This is a genomic window from Prauserella cavernicola, assembly GCF_016595675.1.
Classification (GTDB): Bacteria; Actinomycetota; Actinomycetes; order Mycobacteriales; family Pseudonocardiaceae; genus Prauserella_A; species Prauserella_A cavernicola.
In genome coordinates this window covers 227,062-252,589 of sequence record NZ_JAENJH010000001.1, presented here as the reverse complement: position 1 = coordinate 252,589, position 25,528 = coordinate 227,062, and the positions used below count along the sequence as shown (strand labels likewise).

General features: G+C 72.3%; 23 protein-coding genes and 1 pseudogene. 9 read left to right on the top strand and 15 right to left on the bottom strand.

Going from position 1 to position 25,528, the window contains the following annotated elements; translation table 11 throughout:
• Window positions 1-64: 64 nt before the first annotated feature.
• Window positions 65-1,096: pseudogene (locus JHE00_RS01195) on the bottom strand (MFS transporter); the annotation flags it as partial.
• A 71-nt stretch (window positions 1,097-1,167) separates the two neighbouring features.
• Window positions 1,168-1,755: an ArsR/SmtB family transcription factor gene (locus tag JHE00_RS01190; protein ID WP_200313852.1), complete on the bottom strand. Its 588-nt coding sequence runs from the start codon at window positions 1,753-1,755 to the stop codon at window positions 1,168-1,170.
• 208 nt (window positions 1,756-1,963) lie between these two features.
• Between JHE00_RS01190 and JHE00_RS01185 the strand changes: the two genes are divergently transcribed.
• The gene (locus JHE00_RS01185; RefSeq protein WP_200313850.1) at window positions 1,964-3,553 is read left to right on the top strand and encodes an ABC-F family ATP-binding cassette domain-containing protein; all 1,590 of its coding nucleotides are present in this window, start codon (window positions 1,964-1,966) and stop codon (window positions 3,551-3,553) included.
• A gap of 48 nt (window positions 3,554-3,601) precedes the next feature.
• Here JHE00_RS01185 and mshC read toward each other — a convergent pair whose 3' ends face one another.
• Together mshC and JHE00_RS01175 are read right to left on the bottom strand one after the other, a co-directional pair.
• A complete protein-coding gene (gene mshC, locus JHE00_RS01180) occupies window positions 3,602-4,840 on the bottom strand; it encodes a cysteine--1-D-myo-inosityl 2-amino-2-deoxy-alpha-D-glucopyranoside ligase (RefSeq protein WP_200313848.1) in 1,239 nt (412 codons plus the stop codon).
• A gap of 9 nt (window positions 4,841-4,849) precedes the next feature.
• On the bottom strand, window positions 4,850-5,461 hold the full coding sequence (locus JHE00_RS01175) for a TetR/AcrR family transcriptional regulator (RefSeq protein WP_200313846.1): 612 nt from the start codon (window positions 5,459-5,461) through the stop codon (window positions 4,850-4,852).
• A gap of 95 nt (window positions 5,462-5,556) precedes the next feature.
• On the opposite strand from JHE00_RS01175, the gene JHE00_RS01170 reads away from it, so the two are divergent.
• The 3 genes from JHE00_RS01170 to JHE00_RS01160 are packed head-to-tail and all read left to right on the top strand — an operon-like array spanning window position 5,557 to window position 8,376.
• Window positions 5,557-6,900, top strand: a complete 1,344-nt coding sequence (locus tag JHE00_RS01170) for a cytochrome P450 (RefSeq protein WP_200313844.1) — start codon at window positions 5,557-5,559, stop codon at window positions 6,898-6,900.
• A gap of 51 nt (window positions 6,901-6,951) precedes the next feature.
• Window positions 6,952-8,130 (top strand): S8 family serine peptidase, encoded by a 1,179-nt coding sequence (locus JHE00_RS01165; protein ID WP_200313842.1) that lies wholly within the window; start codon window positions 6,952-6,954, stop codon window positions 8,128-8,130.
• 33 nt (window positions 8,131-8,163) lie between these two features.
• On the top strand, window positions 8,164-8,376 hold the full coding sequence (locus JHE00_RS01160; RefSeq protein ID WP_200313840.1) for a hypothetical protein: 213 nt from the start codon (window positions 8,164-8,166) through the stop codon (window positions 8,374-8,376).
• A gap of 90 nt (window positions 8,377-8,466) precedes the next feature.
• Here JHE00_RS01160 and JHE00_RS01155 read toward each other — a convergent pair whose 3' ends face one another.
• Together JHE00_RS01155 and JHE00_RS01150 are read right to left on the bottom strand one after the other, a co-directional pair.
• Window positions 8,467-10,428 (bottom strand): vWA domain-containing protein, encoded by a 1,962-nt coding sequence (locus tag JHE00_RS01155; protein ID WP_200313838.1) that lies wholly within the window; start codon window positions 10,426-10,428, stop codon window positions 8,467-8,469.
• Window positions 10,425-11,825 carry an ATP-binding protein gene (locus JHE00_RS01150; protein WP_200313836.1) on the bottom strand — a complete coding sequence of 467 codons (1,401 nt, stop codon included), beginning with the start codon at window positions 11,823-11,825 and terminating at the stop codon, window positions 10,425-10,427. The genes JHE00_RS01155 and JHE00_RS01150 overlap by 4 nt, the downstream gene beginning before the upstream one ends.
• Window positions 11,826-11,900: 75 nt before the next feature.
• Between JHE00_RS01150 and JHE00_RS01145 the strand changes: the two genes are divergently transcribed.
• Window positions 11,901-12,695, top strand: coding sequence for an Rv1486c family protein (locus JHE00_RS01145; RefSeq protein WP_200313835.1), 795 nt, complete (start codon window positions 11,901-11,903; stop codon window positions 12,693-12,695).
• Window positions 12,696-12,702: 7 nt separating this feature from the next.
• On the opposite strand, the gene JHE00_RS01140 is transcribed toward JHE00_RS01145, so the two are convergent.
• From JHE00_RS01140 to fabG, 3 genes are all read right to left on the bottom strand, one after another.
• The gene (locus tag JHE00_RS01140) at window positions 12,703-13,755 is read right to left on the bottom strand and encodes a ferrochelatase (RefSeq protein ID WP_200315727.1); all 1,053 of its coding nucleotides are present in this window, start codon (window positions 13,753-13,755) and stop codon (window positions 12,703-12,705) included.
• Window positions 13,756-13,870: 115 nt separating this feature from the next.
• A complete protein-coding gene (gene fabI, locus JHE00_RS01135) occupies window positions 13,871-14,638 on the bottom strand; it encodes an enoyl-ACP reductase FabI (RefSeq protein ID WP_200313833.1) in 768 nt (255 codons plus the stop codon).
• 64 nt (window positions 14,639-14,702) lie between these two features.
• Window positions 14,703-15,407, bottom strand: coding sequence for a 3-oxoacyl-ACP reductase FabG (fabG, locus tag JHE00_RS01130; protein WP_307831767.1), 705 nt, complete (start codon window positions 15,405-15,407; stop codon window positions 14,703-14,705).
• Between the two features lie 138 nt (window positions 15,408-15,545).
• Between fabG and JHE00_RS01125 the strand changes: the two genes are divergently transcribed.
• The gene (locus JHE00_RS01125; RefSeq protein ID WP_200313829.1) at window positions 15,546-15,968 is read left to right on the top strand and encodes an acyl-CoA thioesterase; all 423 of its coding nucleotides are present in this window, start codon (window positions 15,546-15,548) and stop codon (window positions 15,966-15,968) included.
• Here JHE00_RS01125 and JHE00_RS01120 read toward each other — a convergent pair.
• Complete coding sequence (locus JHE00_RS01120; RefSeq protein WP_200313827.1) at window positions 15,965-17,545, bottom strand: alkaline phosphatase D family protein; 1,581 nt, start codon at window positions 17,543-17,545, stop codon at window positions 15,965-15,967. The two genes, JHE00_RS01125 and JHE00_RS01120, sit on opposite strands and share 4 nt — an antisense overlap.
• Before the next feature lie 109 nt (window positions 17,546-17,654).
• Between JHE00_RS01120 and JHE00_RS01115 the strand changes: the two genes are divergently transcribed.
• The gene (locus JHE00_RS01115; protein WP_200313825.1) at window positions 17,655-18,116 is read left to right on the top strand and encodes a tRNA (cytidine(34)-2'-O)-methyltransferase; all 462 of its coding nucleotides are present in this window, start codon (window positions 17,655-17,657) and stop codon (window positions 18,114-18,116) included.
• Window positions 18,117-18,125: 9 nt separating this feature from the next.
• Here JHE00_RS01115 and JHE00_RS01110 read toward each other — a convergent pair whose 3' ends face one another.
• The 5 genes from JHE00_RS01110 to JHE00_RS01090 form a co-directional block, all read right to left on the bottom strand.
• A complete protein-coding gene (locus tag JHE00_RS01110; RefSeq protein WP_200313823.1) occupies window positions 18,126-19,106 on the bottom strand; it encodes a VWA domain-containing protein in 981 nt (326 codons plus the stop codon).
• On the bottom strand, window positions 19,103-20,053 hold the full coding sequence (locus JHE00_RS01105) for a DUF58 domain-containing protein (protein WP_200313822.1): 951 nt from the start codon (window positions 20,051-20,053) through the stop codon (window positions 19,103-19,105). Before JHE00_RS01105 ends, JHE00_RS01110 begins: the two co-directional genes overlap by 4 nt.
• A gap of 9 nt (window positions 20,054-20,062) precedes the next feature.
• Window positions 20,063-21,130 carry an AAA family ATPase gene (locus JHE00_RS01100; protein ID WP_200313820.1) on the bottom strand — a complete coding sequence of 356 codons (1,068 nt, stop codon included), beginning with the start codon at window positions 21,128-21,130 and terminating at the stop codon, window positions 20,063-20,065.
• Window positions 21,131-21,254: 124 nt separating this feature from the next.
• Window positions 21,255-21,824, bottom strand: a complete 570-nt coding sequence (mobA, locus tag JHE00_RS01095) for a molybdenum cofactor guanylyltransferase (RefSeq protein WP_200313818.1) — start codon at window positions 21,822-21,824, stop codon at window positions 21,255-21,257.
• Window positions 21,821-23,191, bottom strand: a complete 1,371-nt coding sequence (locus JHE00_RS01090) for an NlpC/P60 family protein (protein ID WP_372440336.1) — start codon at window positions 23,189-23,191, stop codon at window positions 21,821-21,823. The genes mobA and JHE00_RS01090 overlap by 4 nt, the downstream gene beginning before the upstream one ends.
• Before the next feature lie 213 nt (window positions 23,192-23,404).
• On the opposite strand from JHE00_RS01090, the gene JHE00_RS01085 reads away from it, so the two are divergent.
• Complete coding sequence (locus tag JHE00_RS01085) at window positions 23,405-23,917, top strand: hypothetical protein (RefSeq protein ID WP_200313814.1); 513 nt, start codon at window positions 23,405-23,407, stop codon at window positions 23,915-23,917.
• Window positions 23,914-25,401, top strand: coding sequence for a flagellar basal body-associated FliL family protein (locus JHE00_RS01080; protein WP_307831766.1), 1,488 nt, complete (start codon window positions 23,914-23,916; stop codon window positions 25,399-25,401). Before JHE00_RS01085 ends, JHE00_RS01080 begins: the two co-directional genes overlap by 4 nt.
• Window positions 25,402-25,528 lie beyond the last annotated feature (127 nt).

The following is a 25,528-nucleotide window of genomic DNA, read 5'->3' as shown; positions in this document are numbered from 1 at the left end:
CGAGCGCAACCAGTCCGCCCGTGATGTGCAGCGCGGCCTGCGCGTCGAGCAGCACCGGCAGTCCGACCACACCGGTGAGCGCTCCGGCGAGCAGCATGCCCAGCGCGGTGAACGCCGCGGTGCCCGCGAAGGCCGTGCTCAGCACCCGGCCGGTCAGCTCGGGCGCGGTGGCGGTCTGCAGCACGGCCTGGGAACCGGCGCCGGAGAGCACCCCCGGGAACCCGACGACCGCGAACAACCCCACGTAGACGCCGAGCACCGTGGTGACGTGGGGGCCGTTCCAGATCACGGCCGAGCAGATCCCGAGTGTCAGTGCGCCCCACGCGAACAGCTTTCCCGGCGCCGCGCGGCGGGCGAGCGTCGCCAGCACGAGCCCGGCGGCGAGCCCGCCCAGCGCCTGGACGCCGCGCAGCAGTCCGACGTCGGCCTCGCTGCCGCCGAGCACGTCGGTGACGAACACAACGAACAGCACCACGAACATGCCCTGCGCGGTGGACACGAACGCGAGCACGACCGCGGTGACCCGCAGCGCGCGGTCGCGGCGGAACTCGGCCAGTCCGGCGAGCCAGTCACGCACCAGCCCCCGTCTCCCGGCCGCCTCGGGCACCCGGCTCACCCCGCCGAACGGCGCCGCGAGCAGGCAGGCGGCGGCCACGAGCGCCCCCGCGGCACCGACCACCACGGGGACAAGACCGCCGAGGGCGAGCAACACTCCACCCAGCCACGCGCCGGCGAGCCGTGCGAGGTTGGCGTTGACACCGAGCATCCCGTTCGCGGCGGTGACCGCGTCATCGCCGACCAGTTGGGGCACGAGCGCGGTGCGCACGGGTTCGACGATCGCGGCGAGCGCGGCCTGCGCGCCCATCACCACGTACACCACCGCCAGCGAGCCGCCCTCGAGCAACGGCAGCGCCACCACGGCCTGCCCCGCACACGCGAGACAGGCGACGAGCCTCCGGTCCAGCCGGTCCGCGAGCAACCCGGCCACCGGGCTGAGCACCACCGCGGGTAGCAGCCCGAGCACCATGGTGGCGGCGGTCGAGGCGGCCGAGCCGGTGACGGCGTAGACGTGCAGCGGCAGTGCGACCTGCAGCATCCACTCGGCGGTCTCGGAACAGAATGCGGCGAGCCACAGCCGCCCGAAACCACCCCGCCACCGCACTGTGCTCACGCGCTCGGCCTGCCCTGCGCATCGAGCCGCAGGAACGCACGCAGCCCGGCGTGGACCACGCGCGCGTCGTCGGGGGCGTCGGCACGGATAGCACTGACATAGGGCCGGATCAGCCGGTCCACGGCGTCCGTGAGCGCTGTGAGCTCGTCCGGAGTGATCCGCAGCGAGTAGCCGTTGAGCACCGCCGCGTCGCGCCAGTGCGACGGCTGTTCGCCGACGGTGTCCAGGAACCGCTGGGTCAGCAGGTCCTCCTCGGCCAGGCTCGCACCCAGCACGCCGAGCTGCGCGGCGCGGGTGGCGGGGTCGTCGTCGAGCCTGCCGAAGTCGAGCCCGACGGCCGTGGCGCGCCAGGGCCGCTCGCGACTGTTGCCGCCCTCGCTCCGTTCGACCAGCCCGAACCGTTCGAGCTGACGCAGATGCCAGCTGCAGTTGGACGCCGTCGAACCCACAGCGCTCGCACACTCGGTGGCCGTGCCACCGCCGACCGAGAGCAGGTGTCCGAGCAGTTCGACCCGCAGCGGGTGGGCGAGCGCGCGCAGGAGTTCGGCGTCGTGGACGTGACGCCTCGGTGGCGGCTCGGTCATCTGAAAGAATCCTTTCGCAAGAGTTCCTTCAGATTGACACGAGCGCCGGGCTCGGTCAACGTCGCCGAACGCCGGTAATTCGGTGGCGCGCTCCGCCGCCGCGTGGTTACCCTGACCGCATCATGAAGAGCTGACCACCGCCCTCACCCGCGCCCGAGGCCCCCGCCCGGCGGGTGATCCCTTCTTTGCTCAGGGCTGGTGTTGCCTCATGTCTTCGGTTCTTTCCCTGCGCGCCCGCGACGTCGCCTTCGCCTACGCCGACCGCGTCGTCTTCACGGGCCTCGATCTCACCGCCGGCGCGGGCCAGCGGCTGGGCCTGGTCGGCGAGAACGGCGTCGGCAAGTCCACGCTGCTGCGGCTGCTCGCCGGGCTCGAGGAGCCCAAGGCCGGCACGGTCGAGGGTGGCGGCGACCTCGGGTTCCTGCGTCAGGAGCTGCCGTTCCCGGACACCGCGACCGTCGCCGACGTGCTCGACGACGCGCTCGCCGAGATTCGCGTCGCCGCCGCCCGGCTCGACGAGCTGAGCGAACGGCTCGCCGCGGAGCCCGGTGACACGGAGACGCTCGAGGAGTACGGCCGGGTGCTGGAGTGGGCGCAGGCCCACGACCTGTGGGACGCCGACCGGCGCGCAAAACTGGTGTGCGCCGGGCTCGGGCTCGCCGCGATCGAACCCGAGCGCCCGCTCGGGCGGCTCTCCGGCGGGCAGCGGTCCCGGCTCGCGCTCGCGGCACTGCTGGTACGCAATCCGCGGACGCTGTTGCTGGACGAGCCCACCAACCACCTCGACGACGCGGCGATGGAGTTCCTCGAACGCCACCTCGCGGCCCACTCGGGAATCGTGGTGCTGTCCTCGCACGACCGGGTCTTCCTCGCCGCGGTGTGCACCGACATCGTCGACCTGGATCCGGCGCTGGGCGGGCCGGTGCGCTACGGCGGGAACTACGCCGACTACCTGGAGGCCAAACGCACCGAACGCGCCCGCTGGGAGCAAAGGCACGCCGAGGAGCAGGACGAACTGGCACAGCTACGGCACTCGGTCGCGGTGACGGCCCGCGACATCAACCACAACCGGGGCCCCCGGGACAACGCGAAGATGGCCTACGACTTCAAGACCGGCCGCGTGCAGAAGCAGATCTCACGGCGGGTGCGCAACGCTCAGCAGCGGCTCGAGGAACTGGAACGGGACCAGGTCCGCAAGCCGCCGAAGCCGTTGCGGTTCGCGGGCACGCTCACCGGAGCCCCGCCGGCCGACCGGCTCCTGTCGGTGCGGGACCTCGACGTGCCGGGCAGGCTGCGGCTCGCCGAGCTCGACGTGGGCACCTCGGCGCGGCTGCTCGTCAGCGGGGCCAACGGTGCCGGGAAGTCGACGCTGCTGGCCGTGCTGGCGGGCAGGCTCAGCCCGGCGGGCGGCGACGTGCACCGGGCACGTGGCGTCCGCGTGGGGTTACTGGAGCAGGACGTGTCGTTCGCCGATCCCGAGCGCACGCCGCGCGAGCTCTACGCGGCGGCGGCCCGCGAGGACGCGCCCGCGCTGTCGTCGCTCGGGCTCGTCGCCCCGAGGGACGTCGACCGCCGGGTGGGCAGGTTGTCGGTGGGTCAGCGCAGGCGGCTCGCGCTCGCGTTGCTGCTGACCGACCCACCGCACGTGCTGCTGCTGGACGAGCCGACCAACCACCTGTCGCTCACGCTCGCCGAGGAGCTGACCGAGGCACTCGGCGGAGCGCCGGGCGCGGTGGTCCTCGCCTCGCACGACCGGTGGCTGCGCCGCGGCTGGGACGGCACCGAACTGGCGCTGTGACGAGCGAGACCCCCCTTCGGAGCTGGCGAAGAGGGCCTCGGTTCGTGGCTAGAGGGCCACGCCCAGGAGCGCGTCCACCGCGGCGCGGATCTGGCCGGGGGCCTCGGCGTCACCGCCCTGGCGGGTCAGCGCCTCACTCGCCCACGCGTCGACGGCGGCCAGTGCCCTCGGGGTGTCGAGGTCGTCGGCGAGATGGTCGCGCAGGCGGGCGATGGCGCTCCCCGCGTCCGGTCCCGCCTCCAGCGCGGCGGCCTCGCGCCACCGGGCGAGCCGCTCCCGCGCCTCGGCGAGCAGCGCGTCGGTCCAGGCCCGGTCGTCGCGGTAGTGACCGGCGAACAGGGCGAGCCTGATCGCCGCGGGGTCCACGCCGTCGGCGCGCAACCGCGACACGAACACGAGGTTGCCCTTGGACTTCGACATCTTCGCGCCGTCGAGGCCGATCATCCCGGCGTGCACGTAGTGGCGCGCGAACGGGTGCTCACCGACCAGTGCCTCGGCGTGCGCGGCGCTGTACTCGTGGTGCGGGAAGGCGAGGTCGGAGCCACCGCCCTGCACGTCGAACCCGACGCCGAGCCGGTTGAGCGCGATCGCGCTGCACTCGATGTGCCAGCCGGGCCTGCCCTCGCCGAGCTCGGACTCCCACGACGGCTCGCCCGGCCGCGCCATGCGCCACAGCAGCGCGTCGAGCGGGTCGCGCTTGCCGGGCCGGTCCGGGTCGCCGCCGCGTTCGGCGAAGAACCGGGCCATGGTCTCGGCGTCGTAGTGGGACTCGTAGCCGAAGTGGCCCGTGGCCGCGTGGTCGAAGTAGACGTCGGGGTACTCCGGGTCGTCGGCCCGGTAGGCGGCTCCGCTGGCGAGCAGCTTGCCGATCACCTCGATGATCTCGGGGATGGTCTCCACCGCACCCACGAAGTCGCGCGGCGGCAGCACCCGCAGCGCCTCCATGTCCTCGCGGAACAGCGCGGTCTCCCGCATTCCGAGCACCACCCAGTCGTCCTGGTCGCGCTCGGCGCGCTCCAGGAGCGGGTCGTCGATGTCGGTGACGTTCTGGACGTAGTGCACCTCGTGGCCCGCGTCGAGCCACAGCCGGTGGACGAGGTCGAAGGCCAGATACGTCGCGGCGTGCCCCAGGTGCGTCGCGTCGTAGGGCGTGATGCCGCAGACATACATGCGCGCGACCGGACCGGGGGCCGTGGGCCGCAGCTGACCGGCCGCGGTGTCGTGGAGCCGCAACGGGCGGGCGGTTCCGGGGATACGGGGCACGGCTACCGATGACCAAGTCTGCATACCCCAACACTAAGCGGAAACGTCGCCTGCTTTCCCGCCTGGTGGGAACGATGCCGACCACGTCGCGCCGAGTCCGGCGAGCAGCTCCTCCGCGGTGGGCGCCGCGTCGGGATCGAGCAGCCACTGCACGGCCAGGCCGTCGCAGATCGCGATCACGAAGCTCGCCACAGCGCGGCAGCGTGGGTCGTCGGGCCGGCTGCCGTCACCGAGCGACTCGGCCACGAGTCCCGCCACCCGCTCGCGGCAGCGGCGGTACTGCTCGGCGAACTGGGTACGCAGGTCGGGGGTGCGCTCGGCCTGCGCCAGCGCCTCGACGTAGGAGAGCAGCAGCTTGCGCTTGCTCTCCAGACTGCGCAACAGCGCCGCCCACGTGACGTGGCCGCGCTCGACGGGCGAGGCCGACGGGTCGGCCATGGCGAGGTCGGCGAGCTGACTGGTCCACTCCTCGAAGACCTCGCCGATCGCCGCGTTGAGCAGTCCGGCCTTGGATCCGAAGTGGTAGCCGATGGACGCGAGGTTGGTGCCGGAGGCGGCCACGAGGTCGCGCGTGGTGATGTGCGCGTAGCCCTTGTCCTCGAGCAGCGTGCGCGCGGCCGCGAGGAGGTCCTGCCGATGGCCCACGACCGCAGCGTACCCGGGAGGCGCGGTGACGCTGGACACCCGATCTATACGGGCGTATAAATCGGTCGGGAGCACACCGGCGAAGGAGCACCCCTGTGACGACCGAAGCCACGACGCCCGGCGTGGGAGTCGACGACCTCACCGCCACCGCCCCGCCGCCGGGGCCACGCCTGCCGCTGGCGCTGCAGACGATGCTGTTCGGCTCCTACCGGCACCGCTGGCTGCCGCGGCTGCGCCGCCGTTACGGCGACGTGGTGCGGCTGCGGATCTACCCGGAGCGCCAGGTCGTCCAGCTCGCCGACGTCGAGCACATCCGCGCCGTCTTCGCCGGCCCCACGTCGGTCTTCCACGCGGGCGAGGGCAACGTGATCCTCAAGCCCGCCATGGGCGAGCACTCGGTGCTGCTCACCGACGAGGACGTGCACCTGCGGGCCCGCAAGCTCCTGATGCCCGCGTTCAACGGCGCCGCGCTGCGCGGCTACCGCGGGCTCGTGAGCGAGCTGACCGAGCGGGAGGTGCGGCGCTGGCCCGCGGGTACCCCGTTCTCCTCGCACGGCCGCATGCAGGTACTGACGCTGGAGATCATCCTGCGCGTCGTGTTCGGCGTCTCCGAGGGTGAGCGGCTCGACGAGCTGCGCACGTTGCTGGGGCGCATCGTCGACGTCGGTCCGGTAGACCTGCTCGGCTGGCACAACCCGAAACTCCAGCGCTACGGGCCGTGGAAGCGCTACGCACACGCCCAGCGCCGCGTCGACGCGCTGCTCTACGCCGAGATCGCCGAACGCCGGCTCGCCGACGACCTCGGTGAGCGTCACGACGTGCTGTCCCGGCTGCTGGCCGTCGGCGAGGGCACCGGCGACGGGCTCACCGACGCCGAGCTGCGCGACCAGCTGGTCACGCTGCTGCTCGCCGGGCACGAGACCACGGCGACCGCGCTGGCATGGGCGTTCCACGAGCTGACGCGCGACCCGGCACAGCTGGCCGCCGCCACCACAGCCGCCGACGACGGCGACGAGAAGTACCTCGAGGCCGTGGCGAAGGAGTCGATGCGGCTGCACCCGGTGATCTCCGAGGTCGCCCGCAAGCTCACCCGCGACATCGAGGTCGGCGGCTACCGCATTCCGAAGGGCCACACGGTGATGCCCTCGATCACGCTCGTGCAGGGCGATCCCGCCCACCACGACGACCCGTCCGCGTTCCGCCCCGAACGCTTCCTCGGCGACGGCCCGCCCACCGGGACCTGGTTCCCGTTCGGCGGTGGCGTCCGCCGCTGTCTGGGGGCCGGATTCTCGTTGCTGGAGGCCACGATCGTGCTCGAGGCGGTGCTGTCCCGGTTCCATCTCACGCCCGCTCGGCTGCGGCCCGAACCGGCCAGAGCCCGCAACATCACGATGGTCCCGGGACACGGCGCCAGGATCGTTGTCACGCCTCGTACCTGACTCGTAACATCAGGGGGTTTCCCCATCCCCCAACCGAAAAAGGTGACGGCCATGACCAATGGCGTCGATGGTGGACCTAGACGGTATCTCGTACTCCTCGAAGAAGACTCCGCGGCCGCCGCGGTGAGCACCTTCGAACGGGTCGCCGGGTTGCGCCCGGCGAGCACCGCGGACGTGCTCGGCACCACGGCGGTGAATCTGCTCAGCGCACCGGACGGGATGCTGCTGCACGACCTGGGCGTGGCGGTGGTCACGGCGGCGGCAGACCAGGCCGACGCGCTCACCCGCGCGGCGGGCGAGCGCGGCCCCCTCGCGCTCGTGGAACCCGAACGCACCGTGCACGCCTACACCGCACCCGCCGTCCAGACCGCCGAGGTCGACGAGACGGCCTACACGTGGGGCCTGCGGGCGGTCGGCGCCCCGGACAGCACGGCGACCGGCGCGGGCGTCCGCGTCGCCGTGCTCGACACGGGCGTCGTCGTGGCGCACCCCGACCTGGCCGGGCGGACGCTGGTCACCAACTCGTTCGTAGACGGCGAGACCGTGGACGACGAGCACGGCCACGGCACCCACTGCATCGGCACCGCGTGCGGGCCGCGCACGCCGGAGACCGGTCCCGGCTACGGCCTCGCCCACGGGGCCGAGATCTACGCGGGCAAGGTGCTCGGCAACTCCGGGTCCGGCACCGACGGCGGCATCCTCGCCGGGCTCCAGTGGGCGATCAGCAACCGGTGCGCCGTGGTGTCGATGTCGCTGGGCGCGGCCACGCGACCCGGCGACCCGCACTCGCGAATTTTCGAGACCGTCGCCTCGCGCGCGCTGCGGCAGGGCACGCTCATCGTCGCGGCGGCGGGCAACGAGAGCGAGCGCGCGAGCGGTCACATCGCACCCGTCGGGCACCCCGCGAACTGCCCGTCGATCCTCGCTGTGGGCGCGATCGACGCGAAGGGGGCCGTCGCCGGCTTCTCCTGCGGCACCGTCGAACCGCACAACTCGGTGGACCTCGCGGGGCCGGGAGTGGACGTCTACTCCAGCTGGACGATGCCCGATCGCTACACCACGATCAGCGGGACGAGCATGGCGACACCGCACGTGGCGGGTGTGGCGGCGCTGCTGGCGCAGGCGAACGGGGCGCGCGGGTGGGAACTGTGGGCCCGGCTGGGCCAGTCCGCGCGCCGATTGCCGGTAGCCTCGACGGATGTCGGCGCGGGACTCGTGCAGGCTCCCTGACCTCCGCGTCCGACGGTGGATGGGAGGTGCCCCATGACCCGGGTGATCGTGTCGGTGACCGACGAACAACTCGCCGCGCTGGACGACGTGGTGTCGCACCTGCGGGATGCCGGGATGGCCGTCGAGGACGTGCAGGAGCTGCTCGGCACCGTCACCGGTTCCGTGGAGCCTGCGGCCCTAGCCGCCCTGCAGGACGTGCCGGGCGTGGCCGACGTCGAACTCCAACGCGACGTCCGGCCCTCCTGAGCCCATTGCGGTGAAGGGCACCTTTACTGCGTTCAATGCAGTAAAGGTGCCCTTCACCGCAGGCAGTCGGGCACCTTGGGCACCGCGGGGCTAGCGACGGTTGCGGAGGTAGTCCCCCACCACGGCGGCGCCGAGACCGTCGAGGTCCGGCGCGAGCACGCGCCCGCCCGCGCGGCGGGCCAGCAGGTCGACGAACGCCCCCAGGCGCGGGTCGTCGCCGAGCCGGAACACCGACAGGGCCGTACCGAGCTTGGCAAGCCTGTCCACTTCGGACAGTGTCTTGAGCAGGGTGCGCGGGCTCGGCGGGTAGTCGAACTCGGCCATGCCGTCGGGTTCCAGGTGCGCGGTCGGCTCGCCGTCGGTCACCATCAGCACCACGGGCTGGGCGTCCGGGTGCCTGCGCAGGTGCCTGCCGGCCAGCAGCAGCGCGTGGTGGGCGTTGGTGCCCTGCTCCCACGCACCCTCCAGGCCCACCAGCTCGGCGAGCTCCACCGGCGCGGCGTAGCGACCGAAGGTGATCAGCTGCAGGGCATCGTTGCGGAAGCGGGTGGAGATCAGCTGGTGCAGCGCCAGCGCGGTGCGCTTCATCGGCAGCCACCGGTCCTCCTGCACCATCGACCACGACGTGTCCACGCACAGGGCCACGGCGGCACGCGAGCGATGCTCGGTCTCCACCACCTCCACGTCGGAGACGTCGAGCCGCACCGCGCCGGAGTGCCCGCTCGCGGCCGTGCGCAGCACGGCGTTGCGCACGGTGCGCGACACCGCCCACGGCTGCGTGTCCCCGAAGCGCCAGTGCCGCGTCGAGCCGTCCGGCTCCCCCGCGGCACCCGCCGAGGTCGTCTCCCGCTCGCCGCCGCGGCCGCGCAACGCGCGCACGACGTCGGCCAGCGCGGTCTCGCCGAGCCGCCGCAACGCCTTGGGCGACAGGCGCAACGTCCCGTCGGGCGCCCGCTCGAACAGTCCCTGCTCGCGCAGTTCCCGTTCCAGCTCGCCGAGCCTGCGCGCGTCCACACCCGCGTCGCCGCCGAGCTGACGTTCCAGCGCCTCGAGGTCGATGTCCTCCAGCCGCGCGCCCGGGTAGGACTGCGAGAGCTGCTCGGCGAGCGCGTCCAGGTCCGCGAGGTCGGTCATCGCCCGCACGCCCTCGCCCAGGCCCAGCGGGTCCTCGCCCCGGAAGCGCGCCGAGGACGTCCAGTCCTCGCCCGGCCGCAGACCGCGCAGGTTCTGATCCAGTGTGGACAGTTGCTGCGCGAGCCGGGGGTCGCCGAACGCCTGCTGCGACAGCTGGGCCAGCTCGGCCCGCTGCTCCGCGGACATCGAGTTGAGCATCCGCTGCGCGGCCGCGGCCCTCGCCGCGAGCACGTCGATCAGCTCGTCGACGTCGCGCGGGTTCTCCGGGAATAACTCGCCGTGCCTGCGCATGAACTCCGCGAAGCGTTCGTCGATGTCGGAAAAGCCCTGGGCGCGCGCCGAGAGCAGCGCGTTGAGGTCGGACAGCATCTGGTTGACGCGCTCGACGTCCTCCGGGCTCGTGGAGCGCAGCGCGTCCTTCATGCCCTCGAAGCGCGAGTCCAGCAGCTCCTGGCCGAGCAGCTCACGGATCCGCTCGTAGTTGTCCCGCCCGGTCTCGGAGGTCCACTCGTAGTCGGCGAGCTCGCTCACGGCCGCCGCGGTGCCCGACGGCAGCGCGTCCAGCTGCGCCTCCCGGAACCGCGCGTCGTCGGACGGGTCGGGAAACAGCGCCCGGCGTTCCGCCTCGACGGCGTCGTCGAGCAGGCGCCGCACCTCCTGCAGGGTGCCGTCGAGCCGATGGCGCCGCTGGATCTCCGCGCGCCGCTGCCAGACGCGCCGTGTGAGCTCGTCCAGACCGGCGGTGCGGGGCGTGCCGCGGCGCAGCAGCTCCTCCAGCGCCGAACGGGGCGAGGCGCCCGCCATGACGTCGCGGCCGATCTCGTCCATCGCGTCGCGCAGGTCAACCGGCGGCGCGAGCGGGTCCGGTCCGTCGTGGTACGGCCCGTACGCGTAGTTGTCCGGCAGCGGGGCGGTCATGGCCCGTACACCGTCGTGGTCTCCCCCGCGTCCTTCGCGAGCCTGCGCGCGAGGTACAGCGACTCGAGGGCGAGTTCCACCGCCGAGGCGATGCGGCCGGGCGCGTCGTCGGAGGACACCCCGGCGCGCTGGGCGACCTCGTGCAGCACGGGCAGCTCCGGCAGCGCGGAGAGCAGGTCCTTGCCTGGCACGCGCTCGCCGGTGGCCACCAGGTGCCCGTCGGCGACGGCCTCGGAGAGCGGGCGCAGGTCGAGCCCGGCGAAGCGGTCACGGGCCGTCTCGGCGACCGCGAGCCGCAGCAGGTGCACGAGGTGGTCGGTCTCGCGCCCCTCCTCCCCCGGCTCGAACTCGATCTTGCCGCGCAACACGGCGGGCACGGCGTCGAGGTCCACCGGCCTGGCCACGGCGGGGCGCTCGCCCGTCAGCGCCGACCGGCGCAGCGCCGCGGCGGCGACCGTTTCGGCCGCGGCCACCGCGAACCGGGCCGAGACACCCGAGCGCTGGTCGACGACGCTGGACTCGCGCAGGTTCCGGACGAAGCGCGCCAGCACCTCCAGCAACGGGTCGCCCACCTCGGCCACCAGCCGCGCCTCCTGCTTGACCACACCGACCTCGGCGGCGAGCTCCAGCGGGTAGTGCGTGCGGATCTCGGCCCCGAAGCGGTCCTTGAGCGGCGTGATGATCCGCCCGCGGTTCGTGTAGTCCTCGGGGTTGGCCGTGGCGACCAGCAGGACGTCCAGCGGCAGGCGCAGCGTGTAGCCGCGGACCTGGATGTCGCGCTCCTCCATGACGTTGAGCAGCGCCACCTGGATTCGCTCGGCGAGGTCGGGCAGCTCGTTGATCGCCACGACGCCGCGGTGGGCGCGCGGCACGAGCCCGAAGTGGATGGTCTCGGGGTCACCGAGGCTGCGGCCCTCGGCGACCTTCACCGGGTCGACGTCGCCGATGAGGTCGCCGACCGACGTGTCCGGCGTGGCGAGCTTCTCGGTGTAGCGCCTGCTGCGGTGCAACCAGGCGACGGGCAGGTCGTCGCCGAGCTCGGCGGCGCGGCGCTGCGAGGCGGGCGTAATCGGCCGCAACGGGTGCTCGGCCAGCTCGGAACCCTCGATCACAGGCGTCCACTCGTCGAGCAGGCCCGCCAGCGTCCGCAGCAGCCGGGTCTTGCCCTGACCGCGCTCGCCGAGCAGCACCACGTCGTGCCCGGCGAGCAGCGCGCGTTCGAGCTGGGGCAGCACGGTGCGATCGAAGCCGACGATGCCCGGCCACGGATCGGTACCGTCGCGCAGGGCCGCCAGCAGATTGTCGTGGATCTCGGTCTTGATGCCGCGCGGCTCGTGTCCGGCCGAGCGCAGCTCACCTGCGGTGCGGGGCAGGCCTTCGGGTGGAGACTGGGTCACGCCTACCGACGCTACTGCCGGGTCACACCTGCCGTCGACGTGGAGCAGCTCCAGCCCCGGGTACTCTCGATCTCTGTGTGTTGTCCCAGTGCGACCCTTGCCGTCTGGTCCTCGGCGTGGCTGCACGGCGCCGCCGCCTCCGACAACGCCCTCGACGCGCTGCTGGCGTGGGGCGAGGCGCACGAGGTGGTGGCCGCCGAGCAGTCCGTGGCCGAGGTGTTCGACCTGCCCGTGACGGGAAGCTTTCCCGCGAACCCCGCCCAGCTGCTCGCCTCGCTGCGCAAGCTCGGCGCCGTCGACGCGCGGCTCGTCCTGCCCATTCCCGGTGACGTGCGGGGCCTCGGTGGAGGCGGCCCGTTCACCGATGCCGCCCTGCACACCGGCGAGGCCGTCGTCTTCCCCGGCCTGGGCTACGGCGTGGTGCCGCAGGCGATCGCCGAGGGACTGATGCGCTGGACCGTGCACGCCGTCGCCACCGACGCACCGGTCGCCCACGTCGGGATCGCCGAAGCCGAGCACGGCCTCACCGACGCCATCCGCGACAGCGCCGGTGCCCTGCAGTCGCTCGACGTCGCCAGCGAACGGCCCGGCGTGCGGGAAGAGCTGTCGGCAAAGCTGCGCGCGCGGCCCGCGCCCGACTGGCCGCCGGGCACCCCCGGCCGCGCGCTGCGCGTGCTGCAACGCGCCGAGGAGATCGGCGCGATCCTCGCGCTGGCGCACGCCGACGAACCCGGCGGGGCGCTGTCGGCCTCGGCGGCCACCCGCAGGGCCGACGCGCTGCGGCCCCTCACCGAGGCCGTGCGCACCGCGCGCTGCGCCGCCGTGAACGAGGCCGTCCGCGTCTTCGCCGACCAGGCCAACCGCTCCTAGAAATTCCCTAGCTGGTTCGGGACGCGGGCCGCGTGACGGGCTCGCAGCACCGCACCGCGCACGGGGCGCCGTTGACGGTGCACCCCGCGGCCGGGAAGTCCGACAGCTTGCGGGGCGCCGTGCTCGCGGTGTGCTCGGTGACCAGCTCCACCACCAGTTCGGCGAAGCGCGGGTCCGCGTTGGGCGTGGCGGCGCGGGCGAAGCCCATGCCGAGCTCCCCCGCCCGCTCGGCGGCCTCGTTGTCGAGGTCCCAGATCACCTCGAGGTGGTCGGAGACGAACCCGATCGGGCACACGACCACCGAAGTGACGCCCTGGGCGTGCACCGTGTCGAGGTGGTCGACGATGTCGGGCTCCAGCCACGGCACCCGCGGCGGGCCCGAACGGGACTGCCAGACCACGTCGAACTCGCCGACGCCGGCCTCGGCAGCGACGAGCCGGGCCGCCTCGGCCACCTGGCGCGAGTAGCGGTTGCCGCCCTCGGAGGGCGGTCCCGCCGCGGCGTCGGCCGAGAGTGGCACCGAGTGCGCGGTGAACACCGTGCGCGTGCCCTCGACGTCGCCGAGCTCCGCGTGCGCGGCGCGCACCGCGTCGGCGAAGGAGCGCACGAACAACGGATGGTCGAAGAACTGCCGCAGCTTCACGAGTTCCGGCGCGTCCTCGCCCACCGCGGCGCGGGCGCGCTCGATGTCCTCGTCGTACTGACGGCACGCCGAGTAGCCGCCGTAGGCACTGGTCGGGAACACGAGCGCGCGGCGCACGCCGTCGGCGCTCATGCGCGCGAGCGTGTCCTCGGCCATCGGGTGCCAGTTGCGGTTGCCGAAGTACACGGGCAGGTCGACGCCCTGCGCGGCGAGTTCCTTCTCGACCGCCGCGATGGCCTCGAGGTTGAGCCGGTTGATCGGCGACACGCCACCGAAGTGCTGGTAGTGCTCGGCGACCTCGGCGAGCCGCTCGGGAGGCACGCCCCGGCCCCTGGTGACGTTCTCGAGGAAGGGCAGGACGTCATCGGGCCCCTCCGGCCCGCCGAAGGACAACCACAGCAGCGCGTCGTAGTTCACGAGGTTCATCTTCCCGCTGTGGCCGCCCCCACGCAGGACCGGGTCGTGGTTGCCCCACACGGCGAAGGCCGCCGCGCCCGGTGGCGTGGCGGCCTTCGAAGCAGGACCGGTGGTGCTATTGACCGGTGGCGTGGACTCCGCCGTCGACCATGACCATCGAGCCCGTGGTGGCGGGCAGCCAGTCCGAGAGCACCGCGCAGATGCTCTTGGCGACCGGCGTCGGGTCGGTGGTGTCCCAGCCGAGCGGCGCGCGGTCGCCCCAGCCGTCCTCGAGCTCGCTGAAGCCGGGGATCGACTTCGCGGCCATCGTCTTCACCGGGCCCGCGGACACGAGGTTCACGCGGATGCCGCGCTCACCGAGGTCCCGGGCGAGGTAGCGGTTCACCGACTCCAGCGCGGCCTTGGCGACGCCCATCCAGTTGTAGGCGGGCCACGCGACGCGCGCGTCGAAGTCCATGCCGACGACCGAGCTGCCGCGGCTGAGCAGCGGCAGCACCGCGCCGGTGAGCGCCTTGTACGAGTACGCCGAGACGTCCACCGCCTTGGCGACGTCCTCGGACGGTGCGTCCATGAACGGCGCGCCGAGGCAGCTCGCCGGAGCGAAGGCGATGGAGTGCAGCACGCCGTCGAGCCCGTCGACGTGCTCCCGCACGCGGTCGGCCAGCGTGTCCAGGTGCTCCTGGTTCTGCACGTCCAGCTCGATCACGGGCGCGGGCTCGGGCAGTCGCTTGGCGATGCGCTCGACGAGCGAGAGCCGCCCGAAGCCGGTGAGCACCACCTTCGCGCCCTGCTCCTGCGCGACCTTCGCCGCGTGGAACGCGATCGACGCGTCGGTGATCACGCCGGTGATGAGCAGCCTCTTGCCTTCGAGCAGTCCGGACAAGGAGTCCTCCAGTTCGCGGAAAACGTTCGTGGGTAAGGAAAACAGCGGCGAGGGCCGCGAGAGCTCAGTGGCCCATGCCGAGGCCGCCGTCGACGGGCAGCACCGCGCCGTTGACGTAGGCGGCGTCGTCGGAGGCCAGGAAGCGCACCACGCCCGCGACCTCGGCGGCCTCGCCGTAGCGGCCCGACGGGATCTGGGCGAGCGCGGCCTTGCGCTGGTCCTCGGTGAGCTCGTTGGTCATGTCGGTGACGATGAACCCGGGCGCCACGACGTTGGCCGTGATGTTGCGGGAGCCGAGTTCGCGGGTCAGCGACCGCGCGACACCGACGAGGCCCGCCTTGCTGGCCGCGTAGTTGACCTGGCCCGCGCCGCCGGACAGGCCGATCACCGACGAGACGAAGATGAAGCGCCCCCACTTGCCGCGCAGCATGTTCCGCGAGGCGCGCTTGGCGACCCGGTAGGCGCCGGTGAGATTGGCGTCGACGACACGCGTGAACTGCTCCTCGCTCATCCGCATGAGCAGCGTGTCGTCGTTGATGCCCGCGTTGGAGACCAGCACCTCGACCGGCCCCTGGTGCTGTTCGACCTGCTTGAACGCGGCATCGATCTGCTCGGCGTCGGTCACGTCGGCCTGCACGCCGAACAGCCCCTCGGGAGCGCCTGAGCCGCGGTGGGTCACGGCCACCTTGTGCCCGGCGTCGGCGAGGCCGCGCGCGATCGCCAGCCCGATGCCGCGATTGCCTCCGGTGACCAGTACGGACCGTCCCACGTAGCACTCCTCGTGTGCGAGCATGTTGCCTGATGACGCCGTGAGGTTATCCGGTCGCCGCGGGGCAGGTCTCGGGGGCAGCGCCGATACCGCCTGGTAACCCGGCATGGCGTTGGCCACAGCGGCTACGGTGCCCGCATGGTTGATCTTCACCACGACCCGGTCGTCCGGATGCCGCTGCGCGTGCGCTACCACGAGTGCGACCAGCAGGGCATCGTCTTCAACGCCAACTACCTCGCCTACGCCGACATGGCCGCGTTCGAGTTCTACAAGGTCGTGTTCGGGTCCACCTCCTACATCACCGACCGCGGCGTGGACCTGGTCGTCGCCGAGACCAACCTGGTGTACCGCCGCTCCGCGCGGTTCGAGGACGAGCTCGTGGTCGGCCTGAGCATCGAGCGCATCGGCACCACCTCGCTCCTGATCGGCATCCGGATCCACCGGGACGACGAGCTCGTCCTCGAGGGCGTCAACCGCTACGTGTGGGTGGACGTGGCCTACCACCGGCCGACGCCCCCGCCCGGGGACGTCCGTTCGCTGCTGGACGCCGCGGCGAGCTAGCCCTCCTGCACGCCCGGCCTGCCGTCCTCCACCACGTAGGTCGCGCGGGTGCTCACCGGCGCGCCGGGCGTCGTGACGTAGGGCAGCACGCGGAAGTCGCTGCGCCAGCGCCGCCGGTTCACGTTCACGCGCACGTAGCCGCGCTGGGAGTTGAAGAACTTCATGTGCGGGTTGGCGGCGAGGAAGTTCGCCCCGTCGGTGCCGAGATCGGAGCCGTTGCCGCCACTGGTGATCGAGGTGCCGACGAACTCGCTGCCCACCGTCGCCGAGGCGGGGTCGGTGAAGTCGCGCTTGAGGTCCCACGCGTAGTTCTGGTGCCGGTCGCCGGTGATCACCACGAGGTTGCGCACACCGCGGTCCTGCGCCTCGGCGAGCACGCGGTCGCGCTCGGCGGCGTAGCCGTCCCACGGGTCCATCCAGACCTCGGTGGCCGGGCCGGGGTCGCGGTCGGTCTGCCCCATCGGGGCCTGGTTGCCGAGCACCTGCCACCGGGCCCGCGACGAGCTGAAGCCGTCGAGCACCCAGTCGCGCTGGGGCTCGCCGAGGATGGTCCGGGCCGGGTCGAAGCGGTCGGTGCAGGTCGCGGACGCGCCGTCACCGCACGGCTGGTCGTCGCGGTACTGACGCGTGTCGAGCATCGTGAAGTCGGCGAGCCTGCCGTAGGCGAGCCTGCGGTGCAGGTGCACCTCGGGCCCCGACGGCAGCTGTGCCGTGCGGAACGGCATGTTCTCGTACATCGCCTGGAACGCGGCGGCCCGGCGAGCGCGGAACGTCACGGGGTCCTCGTTGTTCTCCGAGATGTCGCCTGCCCAGTTGTTCTCCACCTCGTGGTCGTCGATCGTCATGATCCACGGGAAGCGGGCGTGGGCCTCCTGCAGCGGGGCCTCGGCCTTGTAGAGCCCGTACTGCAGGCGGTAGCGCGCGAGGTCGATGGTCTCGGTGTGGAACTTCGGGTCGGTGGCCACGCCCCGCCGGTTGTTCGCGACGCCGTACTCGTAGAGGTAGTCGCCGAGGTGCACCACGAGGTCGAGGTCCTCGCGGGCCAGGTGCTCGTAGGCGGTGAAGTAGCCGTCCTGCCACGCCTGGCAGGAGGCGAACGCGAAGTTCAGCTCGCGCGGGCTGGACCACGCGGCGGGCGTCGTCTTGGTGCGGCCCACCATCGAGATCTCCCCGCCCGTGCGGAAGCGGTAGAAGTACTCGCGGCCGGGCGCGAGGCCGTTGACCTCGGGGTGCACCGAGTGCCCCAGCTCGGGCGTGGCGACGACACTGCCCCGGCGCACGACACCCCGGAAGCGCTCGTCCACCGCCACCTCGTACTCGACGCGCACGGGCTTGGCGGGCATCCCGCCGGAGCCGTCCGCCGCGAACGGGTCGGGAGCGACGCGGGTCCAGAGCACGACACCGCCGGGCAGCGGGTCACCCGAGGCGACGCCGAGCGAGAACGGGTTGCCGCGCAGCGCGGGCGCGGCGTAGGAGCTCGACGCCGTCCAGGCGCCGGTGCCGAGCAGCACGGCCGCGGCTCCGGCGCCGCCGTAGCCGAGGAACCGCCGCCGGGACACGTGGTGGCGCGAGACCATGGGGTCCTCCTGTGGTGGGGAATCGGGATCGGCAGAATCGTGGTTCGCCGACATGGCCACCGCAGGGCGCGTGTCCGACGCGTGAGTGAACGGGAGAAGATCACCAACTGTGTTCAGGATCGTCTTCTACCATCCCGAGATCCCGCCCAACACCGGCAACGCCATCCGGCTCGCCGCCAACACGGGCTGCGAGCTGCACCTGGTCGAGCCGCTCGGCTTCTCGCTGGAGGACAAGTACCTGCGCCGCGCCGGCCTGGACTACCACGACCTGGCCGACGTGCACGTGCACGCCGACCTGCCCAGCGCGTGGCGGGCGCTGTCGCCCGGCGCGGTCTACGCCTTCACCACCAAGGCGACGCGGCGGCACACCGACGTCACCTACGCCGAGGGTGACGTGCTGCTGTTCGGCCCCGAATCCGTGGGCCTGCCGGACGAGGTGCTCGCCGATCCGGCGGTGACCGAGCGGCTGCGCCTGCCGATGCTGCCGTCGTCACGCTCGCTCAACCTCACCAACACGGCGTCGATCGTGGTGTACGAGGCGTGGCGGCAGCTGGGGTTCGCCGGTTCCTGACGTCGCGCGTCAGGGCAGCCGCTGGCCGAGGAACAGCGAGCTGCCCGCGGCGCCGATGAGCACGATGGTCCCGAGTACCACCCACGGCTTGCTGGCGTCGACGTCCTTGGTCTCGTAGCCGATCTGCTCGCCGAGGCTGTCGTAGACCTGCTTGAGCTCGTCGGCCGTGGCCGCCTTGTAGAAGTCGCCACCGGAGAGCCGGGCGATCTCGCGCATTGACGAGTCGTCCACCTCGACGGGGACCTCCTTGCCCTCGATCTCCACCGAGCCGTTCGAGGTGCCGAACGAGATCGTGGTGACCGGGATGTCCTTCTGCTTGGCGACGCCGGCCGCGGTGAACGCTCCCCGGGGCGCGTACTCGTCCTGCGGCACGGTCTGCTTGCCGTCGGTCATCAGCACGACCCGGGCTGGTGGCGGACCGTCGGCACCGCCGACCACCGCGGAGAAGCTCTCCACCGACTGCAGGGCCGCGAAGATGCCCTCGCCCGTGGCGGTGGACTGCGCCAGCTTGAGGTTGTCGATGGCGTGTGTGACGCCGTCGCGTTCGGTGGTGGGCGCCACGAGGACGGTCGCGGTGCCCGCGAACGAGATCAGGCCCAGGTTCACACCCGGCGTGAGGCCCTCGGCGAACGAGCGGGCCGCGTCCTGGGCGGCCTTGAGCCTTGTCGGCTCGACATCGGTGGCCTCCATCGACAGCGACACGTCGATCACGAGCATCACCGTCGCGCGGTTGCGCGGCACCTTCTGCTCGGCCGTCGGGCCCGCGAGCGAGAACGTGAGCAGGATCAGCGACACCACGAGCAGAGCGGCGGGCACGTGCCGCGTCCAGCCCTCGCCGCGCGGGGCGACCCGCTCCAGCAACGCCAGGTTGGAGAAGCGCATGGTCCGCCTGCGGCGGGCGCGCATCGCGTAGACGTAGCCCACCACGACGGCGGCGGCCACGATCAGCAGCAGGAACCACCAGGGGGACGCGAATCCGGTCAGGCTCACGAGGCGGCTCCCGACCAGCCGCGCTTGCGCGCGACCACGAACCGGACGACGTCGGCGATCCAGTCGGAGTCGGTGCGCAGCAGCAGATGCCCCGCGCCGGCCTGGCGCAGCGCGCGGGCCACCTGGCCGCGGTGGGCGTGCGCGGCTGCGGCGAACTCCTTGCGCAGCAACGCCGAGGCGTTGACCTCCCGCTGCCGACCCGTCTCGGGATCGGCGAGCACCACGGTGCCGACCTCGGGCAGGTCGATGTCGCGCGGGTCGAGCACCTCGATGCCCACCAGGTCGTGGCGCGCCGAGAGTGCCCGCAGCGGGCGCTCCCAGTCCGGGTCACCGAGGAAGTCGGAGATCACCACGGCGAGGCCCCTGCGCCGGGGCGGCCTGCGCAGCTGCTCGACCAGCTGGGCCAGGTCGCCACGCGTGCCCTCGGTCGCGCGCGGCAGCTCGGCGACCTTGCGGACGAGGTTGCGGGCGTGGGCGAGCCCTCCTCGCGGCGGGATGCGGACGGTCTCGGCGCCGTTGGACAGCAACGCGCCGATGCGGTTGCCACCGCCGCGCGTCAGGTGCGCGATCGCGGCCGTCGCGCACACCACGAGGTCGCGCTTCTCGCACACCGCGGTGCCGAAGTCGAGACTCGCGGACAGGTCCGCGACCACCCAGGTCTCCAGCTCACGGTCGGCGATGCTCTCCCGGATGTGCGGCGTGGTCGTACGCGCCGTGACCGCCCAGTCCATGCGGCGCACGTCGTCGCCGGGCTGGTACGGGCGCGCCTCTCCCGGCTCGGAACCAGGCCCCGGCACCAGGCCGAGGTGGTTGCCCTGGAGCAGCCCGTCGAGACGACGGCGCACGTCGAGCTCCAGGGTGCGCAGCCCGGCCTCGAGCCGGTCGCCCCGCAGGATCGGCGGCGCCCAGTCGGGCCTGCCGCCCTGGTCGTCGTTGATGGCACCCATGACCGCGCGCTACCTGCCGGGCACACCCGCCGCGAGGGGCTGACCCGGACCACCCTGAGGCCGGGCCGAAACCTGCGGCAGCGGGACGGTCTGGAGGATGCGCGTGACGATGTGGTCCAGCGGCACACCGTCGGCGAGCGCGTCGTAGGACAGCACGAGCCGGTGGCGCAGCACGTCCGGCACCACGTCGACGACGTCCTGCGGCAGCACGTAGTCCCGCCCGCGGACGAGCGCGAGCGCCCGAGCCGCGGCGATGATGCCGAGGCTCGCGCGCGGCGAGGCACCGTAGGAGACCCAGCCGGCGACGTCGGCGAGACCGTGCTCGGCCGGCGTGCGCGTGGCGAGCACGAGCCGCACCACGTAGTCGACGAGTGCGTGGTGGACGAACACCTGGGAGGCCACGCCCTGCAGCCGCACCAGCTCCGCGGGGCTGAGCACCTCGTGGGGTTCGGGCGGCGTCACGCCCATGCGGTAGACGATCTCGCGCTCTTCCTCAGCGGTCGGGTACTCGACCACGATCTTGAAGAGGAACCGGTCGCGCTGGGCCTCGGGCAGCGGATAGACGCCCTCGTTCTCGATGGGGTTCTGCGTGGCGAGCACCAGGAACGGGTCGGGCATCGGGAAGGTCTGGCCGCCGAGCGAGACGTGCCGCTCGGCCATCACCTCGAGCATCGCCGACTGCACCTTGGCCGGAGCGCGGTTGATCTCGTCGGCGAGCACGAAGTTGGCCACGACGGGGCCGAGCTCGACGTCGAACTTCTCGCTCGACTGGCGGTAGATCCGGGTGCCGAGGATGTCGGCGGGCACGAGGTCGGGCGTGAACTGCACGCGGGAGAAGGAGCCGCCCAGGACCCGGGCGAACGTCTCGACCGCGAGTGTCTTCGCGACACCGGGCACGCCCTCCAGGAGCAGATGCCCCTTGGCGAGCAGGCCCACCAGCATGCGCTCCACGAGCCGGTCCTGGCCGACGATCACGCGTTTGACCTCGAACACGGTGCGCTCCAACAACTGCGCATCCCGTGCCGGGGTCCCGGGCTGGGCCGGGGCCGCGCCGTCGGAGTAGCCGGGCTCGGTCACACCTAACCTCCTCGCTGGTGATCTTCGCTCTACGCCGTGTGACCGTACCCCCCAGGGAGGACACGGTTGTTCGCGACCGTATCCGCCCAGCAAACCGGGTGCCCGGTATGACGGCTGTGAAGCTCTAAGGCGAGGACAGGTCCTCGGGAGTGTCCACGTCGGCGGACTCCCCCGGCAGCGCCGGGACGTCCACTATGGACAACCCCCCGAGCGTGCGGCGCACCGACGCCCCGGCCGGGTCGGCGGGCAGTGCCGCCCGCAGCGCGGGCGTCCGCCAGACGCCGAGCAACCACTGCCGCCGGCCCTCGTCGTCGACCAGCACCGCGCCGTCGGCGTGCTCCCCGAGCGCCGATCGCAGGCGGCCCACCGTCCTGGACGTCACGGCGGCGAGATCGGCGGCCAGCACGGCGACAACGTCTCGTTCGGCGTCCCGCTCGACCAGGCTCAGGCCCGCGGCGAGCGCGGCGACCGGGCCGGAGCCCGCGGGCTCCTCCCTGGTCCAGAGCACTCCGGGCACACCCTCGCGGCGTGGTCCCACGACCACGACGGGGTCGGCCTCGTGCAGCGCGGCGACGACGCGCAGGAGCAACGGCATCCCGCCGACCTCGAGCATCGGCTTGTCCACACCGCCGAGCCTGCGCGCGGCTCCGCCCGCGAGCACGACGCCGGCCAGGGGCGGCGGGGTCCGGCTCACCCGATGAGGCGCGTCGCGTACGGCATGATGTCGCCGTAGCGTACCGGGACGACCCGGACGTACCCACCGGAGTACGGCGCCTCGATCATCTGCCCGCCGCCCAGGTACATGGCGACGTGATGGATGCCGCTGGTTCCCCAGAACAGCATGTCGCCACGGCGCATCTGCGACAGCGGCACCTGGTAGCCCGCCTCGTACTGGTAGCCGCTGTAGTGCGGCAGCGACGTCACGCCCGCGAACGCGTAGATCATCAGGCCCGAGCAGTCGAAACCGATCTTGTTGTAGTCGCCGTAGCTGTCGGCGACGCCACCGTCGCGGATGCCGTAGGTCGGTCCGGCCGTGTTGCCGCCGCCCCAGGCGTACTGCACTCCCAGCTGCGACATCGCCCGCGCGACGGCCGCCTCGACGGAGGCACCCGCCGGCGCGGACGGCGGGGAGGCCACCGGCGCCGACGAGCCGCTGCTGCCACTGCTGTTGCTGCTCGCGGCCAGCGCGGCCTCGCGAGCCCGTTCCTCTTCTTCCGCCTGCTTCTGGGCGACCCAGTCGTTGTAGCGGGCGCGCTGCCCCTCGAGACCGTCGACCTCGGACTGCGCGGCGTAGAGCAGCTGCTCGACCCGCGACTTCTCGGACTCGATCTCGCTGTTGCGCGCGGCCTGGCCCTGCTGCGCCTCGACGGCGGCCGCCTGGGCCTCGTCCGCGGCGACCCTCGCCTGCTCGGCCTCGGTGCGGCGCTGTCGCGCCTCTTCCAGCGCCTGGCGTGCGGCGGCGTCCTTGTTGGACTTCTCGACCTGTGCCTGGTGCATGCCCTCCAGCGCGTCGAGCTGGCTACCGCTGACGGCCTCCAGCAGCTGCGCGCGGGCGAGGAGGTCGTCGGGGGAATCGGACCCGAGGTAGGCGCCGATCGAGCCGATCGTGCTGCCCTGCCGGTAGCTGCCGGCCACGAAACTGTCGAGGTCGGTGCGGGCCTGCTCAATGGCGCCCGACGCGGCGTCGGCCTCGGTGCGGGCGGCGACGGCGTCGCGTTCGGCCTGGTCGGCCGTCTCGCGCGCCATCTGCATGTCCACACGGGCCTTGTTGGCCTGCTCCATCTTGAGCTCGACATCGGCCTGCAGCGAGCTGAGCCGCGACTCGGCCTCGGCGAGCTGGTTGGTGAGCTGCCCGACCTCACCGGCTCTGGCGTTGCGGTCGCCGCGGCTCGAGTCGAGCTCCGAGTCACTCGGGTTCGGCGGCGGAGGCGGCACCGCGAGCCCGCCACCGGCCGTGCCGATCAGCGTGACCAGCGCCAGCGCGCCGACGACGGCGCCCCGGCGAACGCCGGTCCCCCGCCCGCCTCGTGACCGCGTGAGCCCATTCGGCACAGCCTTCACCTCCCCTTCGGTGCAAGGAAACTGTGCCACTTGGAGCACAGCCTCACCAAACTCCTCATCCGAAACATCGTCATCTCGCGCCACATTTCCCCATAACGGGGGATAACGGACGTGGCCAAGTCGTGATGAAACCGGGCCAGTCCGGACGAAACGGCTAGGCCACCTGCGACGTCTCACCTTGCGAACCGTTCAGCTCACCAAGGGGGAAACACCGTGCCCGCTCGCCCGGCCGCCACGACCGTGTGGGCGGTGCTCTGCTCTCTGGGCCTCGCGCTGGCCGTCGCGGGCACGTTCCTGCCGTGGTTCCGCTCGGGCTCGGTCGAGCGCAGCAGCTACCAGGCGCTCGGCCTGGTGGAGCACTTGAAGCTGCTCGACAACGCCGTCATCACCGCGGTGCTCACCGGGTGGATCGCGGTGCCGCTGCTGTCGGCCACGGCCGCCGGGCTCGTGGCGCTGGGCGCCGCCCGCACCGGCGCCGCACTCGCCGCGCTCGTCTCCCTCGTCGTGGGAACCGTGGCCCTGCTCGCGACCGTCCAAGCCGGCGAGCCGGAGCGGGTCATCGGGGTGACGACGACGGGGCCGCTGCTCACCACCACAGGCATGGCCATCGCGCTGGCAGGGGCGCTCGGCGTGGCCTTCACGGCACGGAGGACCCGCACGGGGACTCCACCGCGGACGCCGCACCAGCTCAGCGCACAACAGGAAAGAGAAGGTGTCCGACCGTGACCAGTCCAGGCCCTGGGGACCAGTGGCCCCAGCAACCCGGAGGCCAGCCGTACGGCGGGCAGCAGTACCCACAACAACCGCAGCAACCGCAGCAGGGGGCCTATCCGCAGCAGCCCTACCAGCAGCAGTACCCCCAGCAGCCGTACCAGCAACAGCAGTATCCGCAGCAGCAGTACGCGCAGCAGTTCGGTGCGGCGCAGGGCCAGCAGCAGCACCAGTACCAGCAGCCGCAGGGCGCGTATCCCGCCCCGCAGGGCCCTCCTCCGAAGCGCAAGCGCGGGCTGATCATCGGACTCGTCGTGGCACTGGTCGTCGCGGCCGGCGGTGTGGCGAGCTACTTCGCCTTCTGGCAGAGCGACTCGGTGGCCGCGGGCGCGGCCACGCCGGGCGACGCGGCGATGAACTTCGCCAACGCGCTGGGCAGCGGTGACGTCGTGGGCCTGCTGGGCACGCTGACGCCCGCCGAGGTGTCGCTGTTCACCGACCCGCTCAACGAGGCGACCGAGGAGCTCAAGCGGCTCGGCGTGCTCGAGCAGAGCGCCGACCCCCAGCAGCTCACGGGCCTCGAGATCAAGACCGAGAACCTCACGTTCGACGACTCGCAGGCCGAACGCGTCAACGATCACCTGACGATCACCAAGCTCACGGGCGGCACGCTCACCCTCACCTCGGACGTCGGCAACATCCCGCTCGCGGCCGAGTACCGCGACCTCGCACTCGAGGGCACGGACGCGCCGGCGCAGCGCGAGACCGAGACGATCGACATCGCCGAGGTGGTCCAGCAGACCGGAGAGCCGATCCGGATCGCCACCGTCAAGGTCGACGACGAGTGGTACCCGAGCCTGCTCTACAGCATCGCCGACTACGCGCTGCTCGACGCCGGTGAGCAGTGGCCGCAGCAGCCGATCGCCGCCAACGGCGCGGACTCCCCGAACGAGGCGGTCAAGCAGACGGTGCAGGCCGCGCTTGACGGCCAGCTCGAGCGGGTCATCGAGCTGCTGCCGCCCGACGAGATGGGCGTGCTGCACGACGTGGGCCCCGTGCTGCTCGACCAGCTCGGCACCCCGGCCCCCTCCGGGGTCGAGATCACCAAGCTCGAGACCGAGACCAGCGAGGTCGCCGGGGGCACCCGCGCCACGCTCACGGCACTGGAGCTCACGGCCGAGGGCAGGGGAACGCTGTCGCTGACCAAGAACGGCGACTGCTACGAGATGAGCGCCGACGGCCGCACCGAGAGCCTGTGCGCCGACCAGCTCGGCGAACTGGCCGCGGACGAGGCCGGTGAACAGCTGCCGCCCGAGCTGCAACAGATCCTCACCAACATCGGCGGCGGGATCATGGACCAGGGCCTCGGCGTGGTCACCACCGAGGTCGACGGCAAGCACTACGTCAGCCCCATCCGGACCATGACCGAGCTGGGGATGACGTTCCTGCGCAGCATGTCGCCCGAGGACCTGCGGACGCTCATCGCGAACGCGAACTGACGCACGGCCAGGGGGCCCGGTATCACGTCGTGGTGCCGGGCCCCCTGGCCACCTCCCCTTGTATCGAAAACAGGACACGCGTACTGTTTGCACGAGCAGGGCGTCATCGAGCCCACCTCCTGCGGGC

What these genes read in the sequence shown, in the direction of transcription:
- JHE00_RS01190 (WP_200313852.1), bottom strand. Translation starts at nt 1,755, where the DNA reads ATGACCGAGCCGCCACCGAGGCGTCACGTCCACGACGCCGAACTCCTG.
- JHE00_RS01185 (WP_200313850.1), top strand. Translation starts at nt 1,964, where the DNA reads ATGTCTTCGGTTCTTTCCCTGCGCGCCCGCGACGTCGCCTTCGCCTAC.
- mshC (WP_200313848.1), bottom strand. Translation starts at nt 4,840, where the DNA reads ATGCAGACTTGGTCATCGGTAGCCGTGCCCCGTATCCCCGGAACCGCC.
- JHE00_RS01165 (WP_200313842.1), top strand. Translation starts at nt 6,952, where the DNA reads ATGACCAATGGCGTCGATGGTGGACCTAGACGGTATCTCGTACTCCTC.
- JHE00_RS01160 (WP_200313840.1), top strand. Translation starts at nt 8,164, where the DNA reads ATGACCCGGGTGATCGTGTCGGTGACCGACGAACAACTCGCCGCGCTG.
- JHE00_RS01155 (WP_200313838.1), bottom strand. Translation starts at nt 10,428, where the DNA reads ATGACCGCCCCGCTGCCGGACAACTACGCGTACGGGCCGTACCACGAC.
- JHE00_RS01125 (WP_200313829.1), top strand. Translation starts at nt 15,546, where the DNA reads ATGGTTGATCTTCACCACGACCCGGTCGTCCGGATGCCGCTGCGCGTG.
- JHE00_RS01120 (WP_200313827.1), bottom strand. Translation starts at nt 17,545, where the DNA reads ATGGTCTCGCGCCACCACGTGTCCCGGCGGCGGTTCCTCGGCTACGGC.
- JHE00_RS01105 (WP_200313822.1), bottom strand. Translation starts at nt 20,053, where the DNA reads ATGGGTGCCATCAACGACGACCAGGGCGGCAGGCCCGACTGGGCGCCG.